The organism is Klebsiella sp. CN_Kp113, assembly GCF_040064585.1.
Classification (GTDB): domain Bacteria; phylum Pseudomonadota; class Gammaproteobacteria; order Enterobacterales; family Enterobacteriaceae; genus Klebsiella; species Klebsiella michiganensis.
The window spans coordinates 152403-171220 of record NZ_JBEAID010000023.1 but is presented as its reverse complement, the minus strand read 5'-3'; the positions used below and the strand labels follow the sequence as shown (position 1 = coordinate 171220).

The 18818-nt window shown below is 52.7% G+C and carries 16 protein-coding genes and 1 pseudogene; 13 read left to right on the top strand and 4 right to left on the bottom strand.

The window, feature by feature from the left end:
- Positions 1–139: 139 nt before the first annotated feature.
- The 5 genes from pgtC (at position 140) to ABLV30_RS15980 (ending at position 7704) form a co-directional block, all read left to right on the top strand.
- Positions 140–1393 (top strand): phosphoglycerate transport regulator PgtC, encoded by a 1254-nt coding sequence (pgtC, locus tag ABLV30_RS16000; RefSeq protein ID WP_348865623.1) that lies wholly within the window; start codon positions 140–142, stop codon positions 1391–1393.
- An 11-nt stretch (positions 1394–1404) separates the two neighbouring features.
- Positions 1405–3399 carry a two-component system sensor histidine kinase PgtB gene (gene pgtB / locus ABLV30_RS15995; protein WP_163520716.1) on the top strand — a complete coding sequence of 665 codons (1995 nt, stop codon included), beginning with the start codon at positions 1405–1407 and terminating at the stop codon, positions 3397–3399.
- Complete coding sequence (locus ABLV30_RS15990; RefSeq protein WP_064404958.1) at positions 3389–4639, top strand: sigma-54 dependent transcriptional regulator; 1251 nt, start codon at positions 3389–3391, stop codon at positions 4637–4639. Before pgtB ends, ABLV30_RS15990 begins: the two co-directional genes overlap by 11 nt.
- Before the next feature lie 350 nt (positions 4640–4989).
- The gene (locus tag ABLV30_RS15985; protein WP_014229376.1) at positions 4990–6273 is read left to right on the top strand and encodes an HAAAP family serine/threonine permease; all 1284 of its coding nucleotides are present in this window, start codon (positions 4990–4992) and stop codon (positions 6271–6273) included.
- Positions 6274–6336: 63 nt separating this feature from the next.
- Complete coding sequence (locus ABLV30_RS15980) at positions 6337–7704, top strand: L-serine ammonia-lyase (RefSeq protein WP_348865622.1); 1368 nt, start codon at positions 6337–6339, stop codon at positions 7702–7704.
- 73 nt (positions 7705–7777) lie between these two features.
- On the opposite strand, the gene ABLV30_RS15975 is transcribed toward ABLV30_RS15980, so the two are convergent.
- On the bottom strand, positions 7778–8218 hold the full coding sequence (locus ABLV30_RS15975) for a helix-turn-helix transcriptional regulator (RefSeq protein WP_009652280.1): 441 nt from the start codon (positions 8216–8218) through the stop codon (positions 7778–7780).
- Positions 8219–8547: 329 nt separating this feature from the next.
- On the opposite strand from ABLV30_RS15975, the gene ABLV30_RS15970 reads away from it, so the two are divergent.
- The 8 genes and pseudogenes from ABLV30_RS15970 to ABLV30_RS15935 all read left to right on the top strand — a co-directional run bounded on the left by ABLV30_RS15970 (position 8548) and on the right by ABLV30_RS15935 (position 16089).
- Positions 8548–9405 (top strand): MurR/RpiR family transcriptional regulator, encoded by an 858-nt coding sequence (locus ABLV30_RS15970; protein WP_025106346.1) that lies wholly within the window; start codon positions 8548–8550, stop codon positions 9403–9405.
- Between the two features lie 132 nt (positions 9406–9537).
- On the top strand, positions 9538–10881 hold the full coding sequence (locus ABLV30_RS15965; protein ID WP_014229371.1) for an aspartate aminotransferase family protein: 1344 nt from the start codon (positions 9538–9540) through the stop codon (positions 10879–10881).
- Complete coding sequence (locus tag ABLV30_RS15960) at positions 10878–11429, top strand: hypothetical protein (RefSeq protein ID WP_014229370.1); 552 nt, start codon at positions 10878–10880, stop codon at positions 11427–11429. Before ABLV30_RS15965 ends, ABLV30_RS15960 begins: the two co-directional genes overlap by 4 nt.
- Positions 11430–11561: 132 nt before the next feature.
- On the top strand, positions 11562–12314 hold the full coding sequence (glnH, locus tag ABLV30_RS15955) for a glutamine ABC transporter substrate-binding protein GlnH (protein WP_044112285.1): 753 nt from the start codon (positions 11562–11564) through the stop codon (positions 12312–12314).
- A gap of 52 nt (positions 12315–12366) precedes the next feature.
- Positions 12367–13023, top strand: coding sequence for a glutamine ABC transporter permease GlnP (gene glnP, locus ABLV30_RS15950; protein WP_001008622.1), 657 nt, complete (start codon positions 12367–12369; stop codon positions 13021–13023).
- Positions 13024–13025: 2 nt separating this feature from the next.
- Complete coding sequence (gene glnQ, locus ABLV30_RS15945) at positions 13026–13748, top strand: glutamine ABC transporter ATP-binding protein GlnQ (RefSeq protein ID WP_025106350.1); 723 nt, start codon at positions 13026–13028, stop codon at positions 13746–13748.
- Positions 13749–13767: 19 nt separating this feature from the next.
- Positions 13768–14790: an acyl-CoA--6-aminopenicillanic acid acyl-transferase gene (locus tag ABLV30_RS15940; RefSeq protein WP_049083570.1), complete on the top strand. Its 1023-nt coding sequence runs from the start codon at positions 13768–13770 to the stop codon at positions 14788–14790.
- Between the two features lie 533 nt (positions 14791–15323).
- A pseudogene (locus tag ABLV30_RS15935) lies at positions 15324–16089 on the top strand (BPL-N domain-containing protein).
- 26 nt (positions 16090–16115) lie between these two features.
- On the opposite strand, the gene ABLV30_RS15930 reads toward ABLV30_RS15935, so the two are convergent.
- The 3 genes from ABLV30_RS15930 to ABLV30_RS15920 form a co-directional block, all read right to left on the bottom strand.
- Positions 16116–16703 carry a TetR/AcrR family transcriptional regulator gene (locus ABLV30_RS15930; protein ID WP_048262783.1) on the bottom strand — a complete coding sequence of 196 codons (588 nt, stop codon included), beginning with the start codon at positions 16701–16703 and terminating at the stop codon, positions 16116–16118.
- A gap of 270 nt (positions 16704–16973) precedes the next feature.
- Positions 16974–17471 carry a lipocalin-like domain-containing protein gene (locus ABLV30_RS15925; protein ID WP_265799937.1) on the bottom strand — a complete coding sequence of 166 codons (498 nt, stop codon included), beginning with the start codon at positions 17469–17471 and terminating at the stop codon, positions 16974–16976.
- A gap of 135 nt (positions 17472–17606) precedes the next feature.
- A complete protein-coding gene (locus ABLV30_RS15920; RefSeq protein ID WP_228728107.1) occupies positions 17607–18788 on the bottom strand; it encodes an MFS transporter in 1182 nt (393 codons plus the stop codon).
- Between the last annotated feature and the right edge of the window lie 30 nt (positions 18789–18818).

Sequence of the window (18818 nt, the reverse complement as noted above, 5' to 3'; positions counted from 1 at the left end):
ATGTTTGCTGATATTCCCGGAGGCCAGCGCGGCTATTTCGAGGCTAGCGGTGATTAATCCGCCAGGCGTCATAAACGGGTAAGTTTTGTCTCAACGCTCTTTTTTCGGTATTTCAATATTTATGAACGGGATCACAAACATGTTTCTGCGGTGGAGTCGGGCGCCCGGCAAAACGCTTGCGTTGCTGCTGCTGGCCGCCGGATTCAGCTCCTGTGCGGCGCAGGGGAACGAACTGGTGATGGCGACAACATTTTCCCCCAGCGCCACCGCGTGGATTATCGCACGCTGGCAAACGGAGCCGGGGTCGGTGATGATTCGCACCCTCAACCGCACCAGCGCCTCGCTGGAACAGCTGCTTGATACGGCAAATGCGGAGAACGTTGATCTGGTCCTGACCTCATCACCGATGCTGCTGCAGCATCTTCAGGAGCATCAAAAGCTGGCGCCGTTAAGCGGCGCGCCGGCGGCCAGTCAACGCCTGGTGCCGGAATCCATCCGCGCCACCTCCGTTGCCGTGGCGATGTCGGGGTTTGGCTTGCTGATTAACCGCTCGGCGCTGACGACGCGGCATCTGCCTGCGCCAGCGGACTGGGACGATCTCACCGATCCCCGATATCAGGGGGCGCTGCTGATGAGCAGCCCGTCGCGCTCGGACACTAATCATCTGATGGTGGAGTCGCTGCTGCAACAAAAAGGCTGGCTTAAGGGATGGCAAACGCTGCTGGCAAGCGCGGGAAATCTGGTGACGATTTCATCCCGCAGCTTTGGCGTGGCGGATAAGATCAAAAGCGGGCTGGGCGTAGCCGGTCCGGTGATTGATAACTATGCCAATCTGTTGCTGAACGATCCGCACCTTGCCTTTATCTATTTTCCGCAGTCGGCGGTGTCGCCTACCTACGTTGCGGTGCTCAAAAATAGCCAGCACGCCAGCGAGGCGCGGCGGTTTATTCGCTATCTGCTGAGCCCGGAAGGCCAGCGGATCCTCGCCGACGCGAATACCGGGAAATACCCGGTGACGCCGCTGACGGCAGGCAATCCACGGGCGGCGCAGCAGGCGGTGCTGATGAATCAACCGCCGCTGAACTATCGCCTGATCCTTAAGCGTCAGCGCCTGGTTCAGCGGATGTTTGATACGGCGATCAGCTTTCGTCTCGCCCAGCTGAAAGATGCCTGGCGAGCGCTGCACAGCGCGGAGGCTCGCCTTAAGCGTCCGCTGCCCGAGATACGCGCGCTGCTAACCGGCGTCCCGGTCGATCCGGCAAGCAGCGAGGATGAGGCCTGGCTGGCTAAGTTCGATAATAAGAGCTTTGCGGAGCAGCAAATGATGGAGTGGCAGCTCTGGTTTCTCAACAACCAGCGGCAGGCGATCAATAAACTGGAAGAGCTGAAATGATGGCCCGTTCCATACTGCAACGTCTGCGGCAAATCAGTATCAGCAGCAGCCTGCGCGGGGCCTTTCTGATGGGCGCGCTGCTGACGCTTATTGTCAGCAGCGTCAGCCTCTATTCATGGCATGAGCAAAGCTCGCAGATACGCTATTCGCTGGACGAGTATTTTCCCCGCATCCACTCTGCTTTTCTGATTGAAGGCAATCTCAATCTGGTAGTCGATCAGCTGAATGAATTTCTGCTGGCGCCGAATACCACGGTGCGCCTGCAGCTGCGTAACCAGATTATTCAGCATCTGGATAAAATCGAGCGGCTGAGCCAGGGCTTGTCGCCCGCGGAACGCCAGCAGCTGGCGGTGATTTTACAGGACAGCCGCGCGCTGCTGTCGGAGCTGGATCGCGTGCTCTACAACATGTTTCTGGTACGCGAAAAGGTGGGGGAACTCTCGGCGCGTATCGACTGGCTGCACGATGATTTTACCACTGAGCTGAATTCACTGGTGCAGGACTTTACCTGGCAGCAGGGAACGCTGCTCGATCAGATAGAAGCCCGCCAGGGCGACGCGGCGCAGTACCTGAAGCGTTCCAGAGAAGTCCAGAATGAACAGCAGCAGGTCTATACGCTGGCCCGCATTGAGAATCAAATCGTTGACGACCTGCGCGACAGGCTTAATGAACTGAAATCCGGAAATGATGACGGCATGCTGGTGGAGACGCATATCCGCTATCTCGAAAACCTGAAGAAAACGTCGGATGAAAATATTCGCGCGTTGGACGACTGGCCGAGCACGATCACGCTGCGACAAACGATTGATGAGCTGCTGGAAATCGGCATGGTGAAAAATAAGATGCCGGATACCATGCGCGACTACGTGACGGCGCAAAAAGCGTTAGTGGACGCCAGTCGCGCCAGAGAAGCCACGCTGGGGCGTTTCAGGACGCTGCTTGAAGCCCAGCTTGGCAGCAGTCATCAGCAAATGCAGATGTTTAATCAGCGTATGGGACAGATTGTCCGCGTGAGCGGCGGGTTGATTCTGGTGGCGACGCTGCTGGCGCTGCTGCTGGCGTGGGTGCTGAATCATTATTTCATCCGATCGCGGCTGGTGAAGCGCTTTACCGCGCTGAACCAGGCGGTGGTGCAGATTGGTTTAGGCCGGACGGATGCCACCATTCCGGTTTATGGCCGGGATGAGCTGGGGCGTATTGCCGGTTTGCTTCGCCATACGCTGGGTCAGCTTAACGCGCAAAAACAGCAGCTTGAACAGGAGATTGGCGAGCGAAAAACGATTGAGGCCGATCTTCGCGCCACCCAGGACGAGCTGATCCAGACCGCTAAACTGGCGGTGGTGGGGCAGACGATGACCACCCTGGCGCATGAGATCAACCAGCCGCTGAACGCGCTGTCGATGTATCTGTTTACGGCAGGACGGGCGATTGAGCAGGGACAGACGGCGCAGGCGCGGGCGACGTTAAGTAAAGCGGAAGGGTTGATTAACCGCATTGACGCGATTATCCGCTCGCTGCGTCAATTTACCCGCCGCGCTGAACTGGAAACGCCGCTGCATCCGGTTGATTTGCGTCAGACGTTTACGGTGGCGTGGGAACTGCTGGCGATGCGCCATAAGCCGCAGCAGGGGACGCTGGAGATACCGGATGAAACCGTCTGGATCCGCGGCGATGAAGTGCGGGTTCATCAGGTGCTGGTCAACGTACTGTCGAATGCGCTCGACGCCTGTCCGACCGCGGCGAAAATAACGGTGAGCTGGCAAATCCACGGCGATACCCTGTGCGTGTTGATTGCCGATAACGGTCCCGGCTGGCCTGCGGCCTTGCTACCGTCACTGCTGAAGCCGTTCACTACCAGCAAAGATGTGGGGCTGGGGATTGGGCTGTCGATTTCTGTTTCGCTGATGACGCAAATGGAAGGGACGCTGCGCCTGGCGTCGACGTTAACGCGCAATGCCTGCGTGGTGCTGCAATTTAATTTAACGGATGTAAATGATGTTGAGTAATGAGTGTTCGATTCTGCTGATTGATGATGATCGCGACGTGCTGGATGCCTATACGCAGCTGCTTGAGCAAGCGGGTTATCACGTCCACGCCTGCGATAACCCCTTTGATGCGCGGGCGTGGGTGCAGAAGGACTGGCCCGGCATTGTGCTGAGCGATGTCTGCATGCCCGGCTGCTCCGGCATCGATTTGATGACGCTGTTTCATCAGGATGACGAGCAACTGCCGATTCTGCTTATCACCGGTCATGGCGACGTACCGATGGCGGTGGATGCGGTGAAAAAGGGGGCCTGGGATTTTCTGCAAAAGCCGGTCGATCCGGGTAAGCTGCTCTCGCTGGTGGACGCCGCGTTGCGCCAGCGGCAAGCGGTGATCGCGCGTCGCCAGTACGGCCAGCAAAAATTACGGGTTGAGCTGATCGGGCGCAGCGAATGGACGGAACAGTATCGCCAGCGTTTACAGCAGCTGGCAGAGACGGATATTGCGGTCTGGCTTTACGGCGAAGCGGGAACCGGGCGTATGACCGGCGCACGTTACCTGCACCAGCTGGGGCGTAACGCCGAAGGCCCTTTTGTCTACTGCGAACTGACTGCGGCCAACGCCCATAAGCTGAATGACGCGATCGCGCAGGCGCAGGGCGGAACGCTGGTATTAAGCCACCCGGAGCACCTGACTCATGAGCAACAACATCTGCTGGTACAGGCGCAGAGCCATGAGAAGCGGCCTTTTCGCCTGATTGGTATCGGCAGCGCGTCGCTAGTGGCGCTGGCGGGCAGTAGCCAGATCGTGGCGGAGCTCTATTACTGCTTCGCGATGACGCAAATTGCCTGCCTGCCGCTGTCAAGGCGGCCTGATGATATCGAGCCGCTGTTCCACCACTATTTGCAAAAAACCTGTCAGCGACTGAATCATCCCGTCCCGGAGGTGGATAGCCATCTGTTAAAAGGGATGATACGTCGGGCGTGGCCGAACAACGTCCGTGAACTGGCGAACGCTGCCGAACTGTATGCGGTGGGGGTATTACCGCTCGCGGATACGGTGAATCCGCTGATGCATGTCGGCGAGCCGACGCCGCTCGATCGACGGGTTGAGGACGTAGAGCGGCAGATCATCACCGAAGCGCTGAATCTCCATCAGGGGCGCATTAATGAAGTGGCGGAGTATCTGCTTATTCCGCGTAAAAAACTCTATCTCAGAATGAAGAAATATGGCCTGAGTAAAGAGCACTACAAGGGCTTTTAGCGAAAATTGAGGGGGAGGGTGTCTATTTCCTTGCCCCTGATTTTTTGCGTTTTATTAATCGTATGACAAATAGTGGTTGTTATCTCTGCACGTGAATTATATAAATATCCAGCACGTTAAGTACACCCATACAAATAATAACGTATTAAAAATGATACTTTAAAAAATAATAAGATTTCAGTACTAATTTTGATGCGTTAAAAGGTGCCACTATAAATCAGGTTATGTGATCGCTGTTAGTGAATCAGCATAGTTGCATTTTATAAAATAGCCAAACAAACACAGCGTTTTTATTACCTGAATCAGAGTCAAATTAATTTGACCCTACTCTATATTACTGAGGCCATATTATGGAAACCGTTCAAAATACCCTCGTTGCTCGCGAGAGCAGCGGCTGGAGAAAAAGTGATACCGTGTGGATGCTGGGCCTGTACGGTACCGCAATTGGTGCAGGGGTGCTTTTCCTGCCAATTAACGCCGGGGTCGGCGGTTTAATTCCGTTAATCATCATGGCCATTCTTGCCTTCCCGATGACCTTTTTTGCCCACCGCGGTTTAACCCGTTTTGTCCTGTCGGGCAAAAATCCGGGAGAAGATATTACCGAAGTGGTGGAAGAACATTTCGGCACCGGTGCAGGTAAGCTTATCACGCTGCTTTATTTCTTCGCTATTTATCCGATTCTGCTGGTTTATAGCGTTGCTATTACCAACACCGTCGACAGCTTTATTACTCACCAGCTTGGTCTGGTGTCTCCGCCGCGCGCTATTTTGTCGCTGATTTTAATTGTCGGCATGATGGGGATTGTCCGTTTTGGCGAAAAAATGATTGTTAAGGCCATGAGCGTGCTGGTGTTTCCGTTCGTGTTCGCGTTGATGATATTGGCGCTGTATTTGATCCCGCAATGGAACGGCGCGGTACTGGATACGTTGTCGCTGAGCAGCGCTTCGGCAACGGGAAATGGTCTGTGGATGACCCTGTGGCTGGCCATCCCGGTCATGGTCTTCTCCTTCAACCATTCGCCGATTATCTCCTCATTTGCGGTGGCTAAACGTGAAGAATATGGCCAGGACGCCGAGCGCAAATGCTCCCGTATTCTGGGCTTCGCCCACATCATGATGGTGCTGACGGTGATGTTCTTTGTGTTCAGCTGCGTACTGAGCCTCTCCCCGGAAAACCTGGCGGAAGCGAAAGCGCAGAACATCTCCATCCTCTCATATCTGGCGAACCACTTTAACGCGCCGGTGATAGCCTGGATGGCGCCGATCATCGCGATGATTGCGATTACTAAATCCTTCCTCGGCCACTACCTCGGCGCGCGTGAAGGCTTCAACGGCATGGTGATTAAGTCACTGCGCGGAAAAGGCAAATCGATCGAAATCAACAAACTGAACAAGATCACCGCGCTGTTCATGCTGGTGACCACCTGGATTGTTGCCACCCTGAACCCCAGCATCCTGGGGATGATTGAAACGCTGGGCGGCCCGGTCATCGCGATGATTCTGTTCCTGATGCCAATGTATGCCATCAACAAAGTACCGGCCATGCGCAAGTACAGCGGCCACATCAGCAACGCGTTTGTGGTGGTGATGGGACTGATTGCCATCTCCGCTATTTTCTTCTCTCTGTTCAGCTAAGTTTTCAGCGCCGCCTGTCACCGGCGGCGCATCCGTTTTGCTATGTAACCGCGTGGGTGCCATATGATTAGCGTTTTCGATATTTTCAAAATCAGCATCGGGCCGTCCAGCTCACATACCGTTGGGCCGATGAAAGCGGGAAAACAGTTTGTTGATACCCTGCAGGAAAAAGGCCTGCTGCATAAAGTGACTCGGCTGGTGGTGGATGTGTATGGTTCCCTCTCATTGACGGGTAAAGGTCACCATACCGATATCGCCATAATTCTTGGTCTGTCAGGGTATCTACCGGATACCGTTGATATCGACGCCATTCCGGGCATTATTCGCGATGTCAACACCATGCATCGTCTGTTTATTGAAGAAGGCCAGCGCGAGATACAGTTCCCGGTGGCGGAGTGCATGCGCTTTCACAATGAGTTTCTGCCGCTGCACGAAAACGGGATGAGCATTACGGCGTTTTGCGATGGCAAAATCGTCCACTTCCAGACTTACTATTCCATCGGCGGCGGTTTTATCGTCACGGAGGAAAACTTTGGTAAGAACCTGGAGGCGGAGGTTGATATTCCGTTCCCGTTCTATTCTGCCCGCAACCTGCTGGCGCACTGCCAGAACAACTGCCTGTCGATTTCCGCCGTGATGATGAAAAACGAGATCGCCCGCCACGGCCGGGAGACCGTTGAGCAAAATATGGCGAAAATCTGGGAGACCATGAGAAACGCCATTAACCGGGGGATGAATACGGAAGGTATTTTACCGGGGCCGCTGAAAGTGCCGCGCCGGGCTTCTGCGCTGCACCGCGTGCTGGCACCGCAGAGCCAGTCGATTACGCCACTGAGCGCGATGGATTGGGTCAATATGTTCGCCATGGCGGTGGGGGAAGAGAACGCGTCGGGCGGGCGAGTGGTAACCGCGCCGATCAACGGCGCCTGCGGCATTGTTCCTGCGGTACTGGCCTATTACGATCGTTTTATCAAAGAGGTGACGCCGGAAATCTATATGCGCTATTTCCTGACGGCGGGCGCGATAGGCATTCTGTACAAGATGAATGCCTCCATTTCCGGGGCAGAGGTCGGTTGCCAGGGCGAAGTGGGCGTGGCCTGCTCGATGGCGTCTGCCGGACTGGCCGAGCTGCTGGGTGGCAGTCCGGAGAAGGTGTGCATCGCCGCGGAGATCGGCATGGAGCATAACCTCGGCCTGACCTGCGATCCGGTGGCCGGCCAGGTGCAGGTGCCGTGCATCGAGCGTAACGCGATTGCGGCAGTGAAGGCGATAAACTCGGCCAGTATGGCGATGTACCGTACCAGCGATCCAAAAGTCTCCCTGGATAAAGTTATCGAAACGATGTTTGAGACGGGCAAAGATATGAACGCCAAGTACCGTGAAACCGCCCGGGGCGGTCTGGCGATTAAAGTCGCGGTGTGTGAATCCTGAGTCCCCTAAAAACCGCCTGCCTGAGCCGCAGGCGGTTTTCTCTTCCCTGATCTTTAAAATCATCTGAAGCCTGTTAGCTTTTTTTCTCTCCGTCGGACGGCGTAAAAGACCACACCACGCTGTTAGAAGCCGATGAGGTGTACCATTCGTTAATCGTGGCATCAGCCTCGTTGGTCTGGGCAGCGGCGGGCAATTTCTCTTTTGGCTGATGCGTTTTTTTCCGAATACGGATACGGGAAGGGGGTCCGGCATTGAGCTGCGCCTTAAATGTACGCATGTGCGAGTCAAATAAAATCGACTCCAGCTGATGCAGCCGATCGAGACCGCGCAAAATACCAATCAGCGTACTGAGGGTAACGGATTCGCCTAATTCAACGCGTTTAATGGTTGCCGCGCCGACCTGAGCGCGTTCGGCCAGCTCAATCTGTGACAGGCCCAGCTGTATACGCGTTTCTTTAATTCTTCGGCACAGTTCAGAAATAATTTCACTGTCGGGCATGGTACTGAAACGCATCTTAATTCCTCTACTGCGTAATAAAACCTGACCAATTATTTAGCAAGCCAATTTATAAATAAAGCGAATAATTTCTCTTTTGCGATAGCGGCGACAATGTTTTTTGCCAATGCCATCAAAGAGTTGGGTATAGGGTCATTCCTGAAAATCCCGCGGTTTCAGGCGCCGAATAAAGAGGCTTCGGATCATTCGCCTGGGGCGATACTCCGTGGCGCAGGGATGAGCCTCCGTCTCTGCCATAATGCAATTACGGCGAATTATGGTTATATATATCCCTTTCTGCGGCCCGGTTTCGCCGCAGCCACTCTTACGGATGATAACGATACGCCATGAATCTTCGTGAAAATATTGTGAGCCAATTCAGCCTGCTGTCGCCCGAACTCCAGCGCGCGGCGGAATTTTCCCTGCAAAATGCCAACCAACTGGTGGTGCAATCAATGCGCGCTTTCGCCGCGGAAGCCGGCGTTAAGCCTGCCACGCTGCTACGCCTGGCGCAGCGTCTGGGCTATAACGGTTGGCGGGAGCTGAAAAGCGCATTTATCGACGATCTCGGCTTAGGAAATGATACATATGTATCTAAGGCTGAAAAATTGATCGCCAAAGGGACGCAGCCCGCGCTGTACGAAGAGGTGTTCCTCGCGCATCAGGCCAATCTGGCATTCACTCAGGCAGAGAATCAACACGCTATGCAGCAAGCGGTGACGTTGCTGGATGAAGCGAAGCAGGTCTATATTTGCGGCTTCCGCGCCAGCTTTCCTATCGCCTGGTCGTTGTTTTATGTCTATCGATTGTTCAATCGCCAGGTGTCGCTGATTGACGGGCTGGCCAGTAATATCGAAGTCTTCACCCGTGAGATCAACGCGGAAGACTGCCTGCTATTGACCAGCTTTTCTCCCTATTCCCGCGAATCTCTCGACGTTCTCAATGCTGCCAGGCAGGCCGGGGCACGGATTATCGCCATCACCGACTCTCCGGTTTCGCCGCTGGCGCAAGCGGCGGACTGCACGTTGCTTTTCTCCCTCAGCAGCCCCTCTTTTTTCCCTTCGATAGTGTCCGGTATGGGCGTCGCCGAGTGTTTGCTGGCGATGCTGGTTGCCCGCCACGGTAGGGAGGCGGTGAATAAAATTGAGAGCGCAGAACGTTATCTGCAACGCTCCGGGGCGTATGTGATGCCCGATAAGTCCTGATAAATGATTCATTTGCTTTTATCATAAGAAAATTAAATACATTTGAATCATTATTGAATTGACGAGATTCAAATGGATCCTGCAAGATGCTTTCAACTTACGCGAAAGCGATTTCTTAAGCAGGATAAAAGCATGAGTCAAATCATTCACCGCAGCCTCCGTACCACCCCGGCAGTGGCAGTCAGTGCCCAGGGCGCTTACATCACCGATGCCAGTGGTCAACGCTATCTGGACGCCTGCGGCGGGGCGGCGGTTTCTTGTCTGGGTCACGCCCATCCGGATGTGCTGGCGGCGATGCACCGGCAGATCGATCGGTTGGCCTATGCCCACACCAGTTTTTTCACCAGCGATACGGTGGAACAACTGGCAGAGCAGCTTGTCCGCACCGCGCCCGGTTCCCTGAACTATGCCTATTTCGTCTCCGGCGGATCGGAAGCGGTTGAAACGGCGCTGAAGCTGGCGCGCCAGTATTTTGTGGAGATAGGGCAGCCGGATCGCACGCTATTTATTGCCCGTAAACAAAGCTACCACGGCAATACGCTGGGTGCGCTGGCCGTTGGCGGTAACGAGTGGCGCCGCCGCCAGTTCGCGCCGCTGCTGATGGATGTGGTGCGCGTGTCGGCCTGTAATGAGTATCGTGACCGTGAGGCGGGTGAAAGCCAGCAGCAATATACCGAGCGCTTACTTGGCGAACTCGAAGCGGCAATTCTGGACGCCGGGCCGGAAAAAATTATCGGTTTTATCGCCGAAACGGTGGTTGGCGCAACCACTGGCGCAATGCCGCCTACGCCGGGTTATCTGCAAGGCGTTCGTCGGCTGTGTGATAAATACGGCATTCTGTATATCGCCGATGAGGTGATGTGCGGCATGGGCCGTACCGGCACGTTGCACGCCTTTGAACAGGATGGCGTTGTCCCTGACATCGTGACCATCGCAAAAGGTTTAGGCGGGGGTTATCAGCCCATTGGCGCAGTGCTGGCCAGTGAGCAAATCGTCGCCGCGCTGCAAGCCGGTAGCGGAATGTTCCAGCATGGTCACACCTACATCTGCCACCCGACAGCCGCAGCGGCTGCGCTGGCCGTGCAGCAGGTTATCGAGCGAGATCGTTTGCTCGAGCAGGTGCAGCAGCAGGGCGCGTATTTGCAGCAGGCGCTGCATGATGTGCTCGGCGGATTACCGTATGTCGGTGATACGCGCGGTCGCGGTTTGTTCGCCGGCGTGGAGCTGGTATGCGATAAAGAGCGCAAAACGGCATTCGATCCGCTGCTGAAGCTGCATGCGGCTATCAAAGCGCAGTGCATGGCGCACGGGCTGCTGGTCTATCCGATGGGCGGAACCATTGATGGCCAGCGGGGCGATCATATTCTGATTGCGCCGCCGTTTATTGTCAGCCGGTCAGAACTCGATTTCGTGGTGGATACACTGCACAAGGTCATCAGCGAAGAGACGCATAAACTGATGAGACGTCAGCCATGAACCGTTTACCTGCGCTGTCAGAACAGCAGTGGAGCGATGAACAACGCCAGCTTGCGGAGGAGATTATCAACGGGCCGCGCGGCGCGCTGCTGCCGCCGTTTGAACCGTTGTTGCGCAGCCCGGAACTGATGGCCCATGCGCAGCGAATGGGGGAGTATCTGCGCTACCGTAGCGCGCTGGGGCAGCGGTTGTCGGAACTGGCCATCCTGCTGACCGCGCGTCACTGGTCGCAGCCGGTTGAATGGGCTATTCATGCGCCAATAGCCAGGGAAAAAGGGATCCCGGCGCAGGCGGTGCAGGCAATCAATGAACGGCGTCAACCAGAGACGCTGGCGGCTGATGAATGGGTGGTTTACCATTTTTGCCAGCAGCTGCATCAGCATAAAAAAGTCAGCGATGATATCTGGCAACAGGCAATCGATCTCTGGGGGGAAAAGGGCGTTGTCGATCTGATTGGCATCAACGGTTATTACAGCTTTCTTTCAATGATTATGAACGGCGCGCAGACGCCAGTACCCGACACCAGGGATTTTATTCTTCCCGCATAAATAATTCGCACGCCTTCATTTTTATATCGCGTGCGAATGTAGGGATACTGTTTTTATTCTCAACGCCAATATCAGTTTTAGGGTATTGCGTGAAAACTCATGTCTGCTGTCTTAATTACGCTGAGGATTATTATGTCTGCATTATTGAAAAAATTAAAGATTACCCTGGCACTGGTTGCCTGTTCGGCGAGTTTTGCCGTCATGGCACAAGATAAATTATTAGTCGGTGTGGATACTGCCTTCGTTCCCTTTGAATTTAAACAAGGCAATAAATATGTTGGTTTTGATATCGATTTATGGGAAGCCATTGCGAAGAAAATGAATGTCAGCTACGAATTACGCCCTATGGATTTTGGCGGTTTAATTCCTGGGCTGCAATCGCGTAATTTAGATGTGGCAATGGCCGGGATCACCATTACCGATGCCCGCAAACAGGTCGTTGATTTCAGCGAGGGTTACTACGATGCGGATCTCTTAATGGCGGTGAAAAGTGGTGATAATTCCATCACCAAATTCAGCGAGCTTGCCGGTAAAAAAGTGGGGCTGAAGCAGGGCACCGCCGCGGCCAGTTTTATGAAATCCAAATATAAAGCCAACTATGTCGAATTCCCCAATATTGATAACGCCTATCTCGACCTGCAGGCAGGCAATCTGGACGCGGTCGTTCACGACTCCCCGAACGTGCTCTACTACGTGAAAACCGCAGGTGGCGGTAAGGTAAAATCGACCGGGGAAACGGACAGCATTCTGCCGCAGAAATACGGTTTTGCCCTGCAGAAAAACAGCAGCCTGACGCCGAAGGTCGATGCCGCGTTAAAGGCATTACGCGCGGATGGCACCTACGACAAGATTTATTTCAAATGGTTTAACAAGCAACCTAAATAATCCCCGCCGGGCCGGGTAACCCCGGCCAGAACCGAGAGTAATAGACTGCATTATGAATTTCGAAACGAAATATATATGGGAATCCCTGCCGTTATTATTACAGGGGCTGCAGCTGACAATATTGATCTCTATGGTCGGTTTGGCGGGCGGCTTTATCATCGGTCTGCTGGCAGGAATCTGTCGTGCACTGGGAGGCGGTATCGCGAAAACATTATCATTAATTTTTGTCGAGCTGATTCGCGGCACGCCAATTATGGTACAGGTGATGTTTATCTATTTTGCCTTGCCAATGATTCTGCCTGTTCGTATCGACCCTATCACGGCCGCGATGGTCACCATTATTATTAACTCCGGCGCGTATATTGCGGAAATTACGCGCGGCGCAATTTTGTCCATCAATAGAGGATTTAAAGAAGCCAGTCTGGCGATGGGATTATCGCAGCGCGCAACGCTATGGCATGTGATTATGCCGCTGGCCCTGCGCCGCATGATCCCGGCGTTGGGCAACCAGTGGATTATCAGCATTAAAGACACCTCGCTGTTCATTGTTATCGGCGTCGCGGAATTAACGCGCCAGGGGCAGGAGATCATCGCCGGGAACTTCCGTGCCCTTGAGGTCTGGACAGCGGTAGCCCTGATTTATCTTGCCGTCACCCTGTGCCTGAGCTTCCTGCTGAAGCAACTGGAGAAAAGGATCCATATTTTATGAGCATGGTTGAATTTAGCGCGGTCGCTAAACATTTCGGCACCACCCAGGTGCTGCACGATATCAATCTGAAAATTGATGCCGGTGAAGTGGTCGTGATTATCGGTCCTTCAGGTTCAGGTAAATCGACGCTGCTGCGTTGTATCAACAAGCTGGAAGAGATCTCCTCCGGCACTTTGTTGGTTGCCGGAATGCACCTGACCGATCCTCACGTCAACGAGTGCGAAATCCGCCGCGAAGCGGGGATGGTATTCCAGCAGTTTCATCTGTTTCCGCATCTGACGGCGCTGGAAAATGTGATGTTTGGGCCTATCCGCGTACGCAAAATGAGTCAAGCGGCAGCCCGCGAACAGGCGCTGGCGCTGCTGGAACGTGTCGGCCTGGGCGAACGGGCCGAGCACTATCCGTCGGAGCTTTCAGGCGGCCAGCAGCAGCGCGTGGCTATCGCCCGCGCGCTGGCGGTGAAACCGAAAATGATGCTGTTTGATGAGCCAACCTCTGCGCTCGATCCGGAGTTGCGCCATGAAGTATTAAAAGTGATGCGTTCACTGGCGGATGAAGGGATGACCATGATTATAGTGACGCACGAGATTGGCTTTGCACGCGATGTGGCCTCTCGATTGATTTTTATCGATGGTGGAACCATTGCTGAAGATGGCCCACCTGATATCCTGCTGAATGCCAGTAGCAATCCGCGCCTGAAAGAATTTTTACAGCACGTTTCCTGAACATAAGTGAATCCATCACATGAAGAAAATCGACATCAGTGGTTCCCCGTTTGAGATTGGCCTGCGCCTTGGCGAGCTTGGCCGTGAAGCATGGCATCAGAAACTGATGCTCACGTCATTGTGGCAAACGGTGATGACCCTGCAGGCATCCCCTGAGACCCGATTAATGCGCGCTGAGGTGCAGCGGCATTATCCGCACATCTGGCAGGAGCTGGAGGGGTTGGCGCAGGGGCTGGAGGCCAATGTTGATCAGGTCTTTGCCTGGAACTGCCGTGGCGATCTGGTGCGCTCAACGTCGGATGGCTGTACGACGGTGGCCGGGGTAAACGCCGCAGGCGAGCGGATTATCGCGCACAATGAAGACGGTTTTCCTCAGTTACGGGATGAATGCTTGCTGGCTACCATTACCCCGAGTCGCGGTCTGAGCTTTACGAGTTTTGCCTATCCGGGGTCGATTTGCGGCCACACCTTTGCGGTGAATGAAAAAGGTATCGTTAACACGGTGAATAACATCCGTGCAGTGCATCGTCCGCAGGGATTACCGCGTCAGATCCTGGCTCGCGCCTCGCTGAATGCGAACACCCTCGACGAGGCCATCACTATACTTATCGGCCAGCCGCGATCCGGGGCGTTTCACCATACGCTCGGGCAGCTGGGCGATGCGCGGCTGTTCAGCGTTGAGGCCACCGGGCAAGGCTGTTCCGTTCTCCCCCTGACGACGGTAACCGGGCATGCCAACCATCTGGTGCATGCGGCACTGGCTGGCGTTGAGCAGATCGTTACCGACAGTTCAGCGTCGCGGCAGTTACGCCTCGTGCAGTGGCGGGAAACGCAACCTCCGTTTGACGCCGCGGCGGCAAAAGCCATTCTCTCAGATACCCATGATGCCAAACTGCCAATTTACCGGCTGGCTGCCGACGATCCGGATGAGGAGAACACCCTCGCCACGGCAGTTTTCACCCTCGATGCCAACCACGTCAGGTGGCAAATTTTCGACATTAACCGCGACGATGCTAAATTTCAGGGAGAAGTGCGTGGGTGAGATAGCTGGTCGTCAGTCATAAAGGGCAGGGTACCGGCGTTCGATAGTACCGTCCGGATACTGCCCGATATAGGCGTCTTGAGCGATGTCCTGAAGCGCGGTGTCCGGAATTTCAGGTTTGTGTCTCTATACGATTCGGGCCATCGCCGTTTCTCATCTGCCTCGTGCGTGCCGAAGCATACTCTCACGGACATACTACGAAAAACAAAATGTCTTGTTCAGTTAAGTATGGCTTTCAGGACATCGCCTGTTAATTAGCCCTTACACCTTAGTTGATGATTTCAAGGTTACCGCTGTTTCTGCTTTCTTATCCTTTCGTATGTCGCCTGCATCTCACTAAAAAATTTATACAACTTTGTCAAAGTTACACTTTTTTACGTATTAACTTTTTTTTGCCGCGCTTAAAAACGCTTGACAAAATCAACACCAAAGTTAAATTTGAGCGACTGCTCTAATTTTATGTCATGCATTTAGAATGGTAAAAATGGTTCTTAATGATTTACAAAACACTCTATGACAAGGGGAATAGCGTGATGCCACTTTTTTTCCAGGAAACTCAGTTGAAGAGAGCAAATATGATTACCCTTGCTCTGGCTTTTACTTTCTCTATTTTTTCCGCACCAACCTCAGCAAATGCCTCACCATCAAAAAGTTATCGTATCGCTGTTTATAGGGGAGACGCCGGGTGCGCGGGGTGTTCAGAAATGGTGGTGAAATCGCTCGTCGGTACTGGCCTGCCGCTGAACATCGCTTGTGTGGGTGAAAAAGAAACGCTGAAAGTGAATGAGCAAACGCTTAAAAAATTCGATATCTACATTCAACCCGGCGGCGGTCAGGATATACCCGGTTCTTATGACGTCATTGGTGATGATGGCGCTGAGGCTATCCGTCAATTTGTGAAAAGCGGCAAAGATTTTATTGGTATTTGCATGGGGGCATATCTTGCCGATAAAGACTGGATTGGGCGAGTCAGAAGTGGGAAGACCTGGTTCACGCGCCTATGATGAGGGGGATTACACCTTGCAAGTGAAATGGAATAATAAACAGGAACCTTTTTACTATCAGGATGGCCCCTATCTGAATAACACAACCTCAAACGCTGGGTTCCAGGCGATAGCTTATTACGACAATGGGGATGTCGCTATCGCCAGATATCAATATGGGGAAGGACATGTCATATTATCAGGCCCTCACCCTGAAGCCGATGAGACATGGATAGATGCCCGCGTTGCGGGGAACACCACAGCGGAAAGTAAAATGAAACGTATTTTAAGCTATCTGGGCATAAACAAGCGCTAATTTCTACTGCGGGTTTTTCATGCGCTTCAGAAGGGTTTGCCAAGGATTTTAAAAGAAATCTCATATATTTCATTAAGAAAAGCGGTTCTTTTTTCTTTTGAATAATCGAGGATCAGCATACTCGAGTATCCATCTATTAATGCATTTATTTGTCTGGCGGATACCGAAGCGTTTATCGAGGAAAACTCGCCCTCATTAATTCCGGAGTCGATGATTTCTTCGAGTATATAGATCCATTGGAGTGATTGATTATGGACCAAATTAGCATAATCATCGTCGCGCGCGGCCATCGGCCAGAGTTCAAGGTAGAGCAGCCAGTGCGCTGATGGCGCATCAGGTAACAGCGTTTTGATATACAGCCTGACCCTGTCAGTTGGGCTCATACTTTCCGAGGCATTAAACGTTGCATGACATTCCTCGATGTCATTATCAAACATATATTTTATGGCCGATTTTTTTAATGTTTCCCAGTTACTATAATAATGATAGATGTGGCTCCTTGAAATATTAAGCTTTTGTGTAAGATCGCGGGTGGAGACATTGTTGAATCCTTTTTCTCTAAAAAGCTGCAGAGCGGCTATCTTTATTAGTTCCGAAAAATTTGTTGCTTTCAAAATTTAACCTTCATAGTGCGTAAAATTATCGTGTCGCAGAAAACGCTCTATCATTGCTCTGCACCTAATCAACAGCCAAATTTACTACACAGTCATGACCAGAGGCAATGACTGGGTTTTACACAGGACGGTGAACGTTACCATCATGGCGTGGCGGTTTCTTACATCTGCGATTGTTCCCTGAACGATTTCCGAGAGGCGTTCGTAGGTAGAGCAGGGAAGCCAGCCGGCTCAGCGCGGCACAAACCGGCGCACCGTTATGCCATTATACTATCTGTAGCGCTCGTAGGTCACACGCCAGCCTTCACCTTTATCGACAGGCGACAGTTCAAGTTTATTTCCTGTTAAATGAAAAGCGCGCTCCATTTTTTGACCAATTAATCCACTGGCAAGTGCAGAATTCACCGTTAAGATGAAACGCCCGGCAACATCGTCAATTTTAATATCACCATAAAGTGCTTCATAACCGTTTACCGTATAGGCGGAGTCAGGTACTGTTTTGTCCGGATTGCTTGCTTGCGCAGACAAGGTTCCGGCATCGGTGATAATAAGTTGTCCGGTGTAAGGTATCTCTTTCAATTCTTCACCAGTCCCGGTTTCAAATTTGACCATTTTCCACGCGCCAATCAGGGCGGACTGGTTGCTGTCTTTCCCTGATAAGGCACCTTTCTCTGTACAAACCGGCTGGACATTATTGCCATTGGCCATGACGGGTATAACCCGGGTGGACATAAAAAGAATGACCGCAACCTTGATGTAAAAACGCATATATATTCTCCATTGTTTTATGATTAGAAATCTGAACGGCTGATTATAGGATTTTGATTCCTGTGACCTTTTGAAGATAGCTGAATAGCTTATCCTGATAAGCGATATGACTAATTCTCCTTGTAGCTGATGCGATCATTCGGCTTCGTCCCGAATTGGGTGTGGGAATGCATATTCACTGTTGATTTTTACAATCAGAAAACTGACCAGGGCCAGTATCAGAATGACCCAAGGCAAACCATTGACGCCGGGTCCCTGAAGGATAATTCCTCCGGTAATCCCCCCCAGGGCAATCGCCGCGTTCCAGCTCACCACCGTCATGGAGATCGCTACATCAGCACCATCTTCCGCCGCATCGGCAAGTGCGGTATTCAACAGCGTTGCAGCACCACCAAATGTCACACCCCATACAGCGCTACCTACAATAAGAATGGCGGGTGTATAAGAGAACAGCCCCAGGAATAATGAGACGATAGAAAATATAGCCAGCGATGCCAGTACCATTTTACGTAACTGGCTATCAATTATTTTTCCGGTAAAGATAAGACCCGCGAGAGCGGACAGGCCAAAAATTAATAAAATACCGTCAACATGGGCCCCCATACCTGATAATGACGAAAACGGTGCGATATAGGTGTAAAGGATATTGTGTGCAAGCATCCAGGTCAGTACGACCGCGAGAACCGGCCTGACCCCGGGGGTCGCCAGTACTTTCCTGAACGGTATTTTTTGATGTTTTTGCTGCCCCGCAGAGTCCGGAACGCTGATACGGATCCATATCATTAGTAACAGCGAAAGTACTGACATAATACCGAACGTCAGGCGCCAGCCAAGATAATGCCCAAGCCAGGTTCCCAGCGGAACGCCTAGTGAGAGCGCCAGCGGTGTCCCAGCCATGGCTATCGCCATAGCCCGACCCTGATGAAGCGGGTCAACAATTCGGCGTGAAAACCCCGCCAGCAGGCTCCACGCCAGTCCCGCAGCCGCCCCGGTCCCCAAACGCGCTAACAGGGTCAGGTAAACATTTGATGAAAGTGCGGTAATGGTATTAAAAATGAAGCATCCCGCTACGGTCATTAATAAGACATATTTCCGATTCCACGACCGGGTAACGATAGTTAACGGAATAGCGGCAAATAATGACCCGAGGGCGTAGACGGTGACCCACTGGCCTGCGCTAGCCAGCGAAATATTCATTCCCTTACTGATTTCTGGCAATAATCCTGCTGGAATAGTTTCCGTCATGATGCAAATAAATCCGGTCATCGCAAAAGCCATTAATGGCATATAGGGAAATGTGTCTTTCATTTTCTGCATTCTGCAATACCGTTAATGATTAATTAAGCC

Bases quoted from the DNA above. Each gene is read 5' to 3' on its own strand.
- pgtC (WP_348865623.1), top strand. From the start codon at position 140: ATGTTTCTGCGGTGGAGTCGGGCGCCCGGCAAAACGCTTGCGTTGCTG.
- ABLV30_RS15990 (WP_064404958.1), top strand. From the start codon at position 3,389: ATGTTGAGTAATGAGTGTTCGATTCTGCTGATTGATGATGATCGCGAC.
- ABLV30_RS15985 (WP_014229376.1), top strand. From the start codon at position 4,990: ATGGAAACCGTTCAAAATACCCTCGTTGCTCGCGAGAGCAGCGGCTGG.
- ABLV30_RS15980 (WP_348865622.1), top strand. From the start codon at position 6,337: ATGATTAGCGTTTTCGATATTTTCAAAATCAGCATCGGGCCGTCCAGC.
- ABLV30_RS15975 (WP_009652280.1), bottom strand. From the start codon at position 8,218: ATGCGTTTCAGTACCATGCCCGACAGTGAAATTATTTCTGAACTGTGC.
- ABLV30_RS15970 (WP_025106346.1), top strand. From the start codon at position 8,548: ATGAATCTTCGTGAAAATATTGTGAGCCAATTCAGCCTGCTGTCGCCC.
- ABLV30_RS15965 (WP_014229371.1), top strand. From the start codon at position 9,538: ATGAGTCAAATCATTCACCGCAGCCTCCGTACCACCCCGGCAGTGGCA.
- ABLV30_RS15960 (WP_014229370.1), top strand. From the start codon at position 10,878: ATGAACCGTTTACCTGCGCTGTCAGAACAGCAGTGGAGCGATGAACAA.
- glnH (WP_044112285.1), top strand. From the start codon at position 11,562: ATGTCTGCATTATTGAAAAAATTAAAGATTACCCTGGCACTGGTTGCC.
- glnP (WP_001008622.1), top strand. From the start codon at position 12,367: ATGAATTTCGAAACGAAATATATATGGGAATCCCTGCCGTTATTATTA.
- glnQ (WP_025106350.1), top strand. From the start codon at position 13,026: ATGGTTGAATTTAGCGCGGTCGCTAAACATTTCGGCACCACCCAGGTG.
- ABLV30_RS15940 (WP_049083570.1), top strand. From the start codon at position 13,768: ATGAAGAAAATCGACATCAGTGGTTCCCCGTTTGAGATTGGCCTGCGC.
- ABLV30_RS15925 (WP_265799937.1), bottom strand. From the start codon at position 17,471: ATGCGTTTTTACATCAAGGTTGCGGTCATTCTTTTTATGTCCACCCGG.
- ABLV30_RS15920 (WP_228728107.1), bottom strand. From the start codon at position 18,788: ATGCAGAAAATGAAAGACACATTTCCCTATATGCCATTAATGGCTTTT.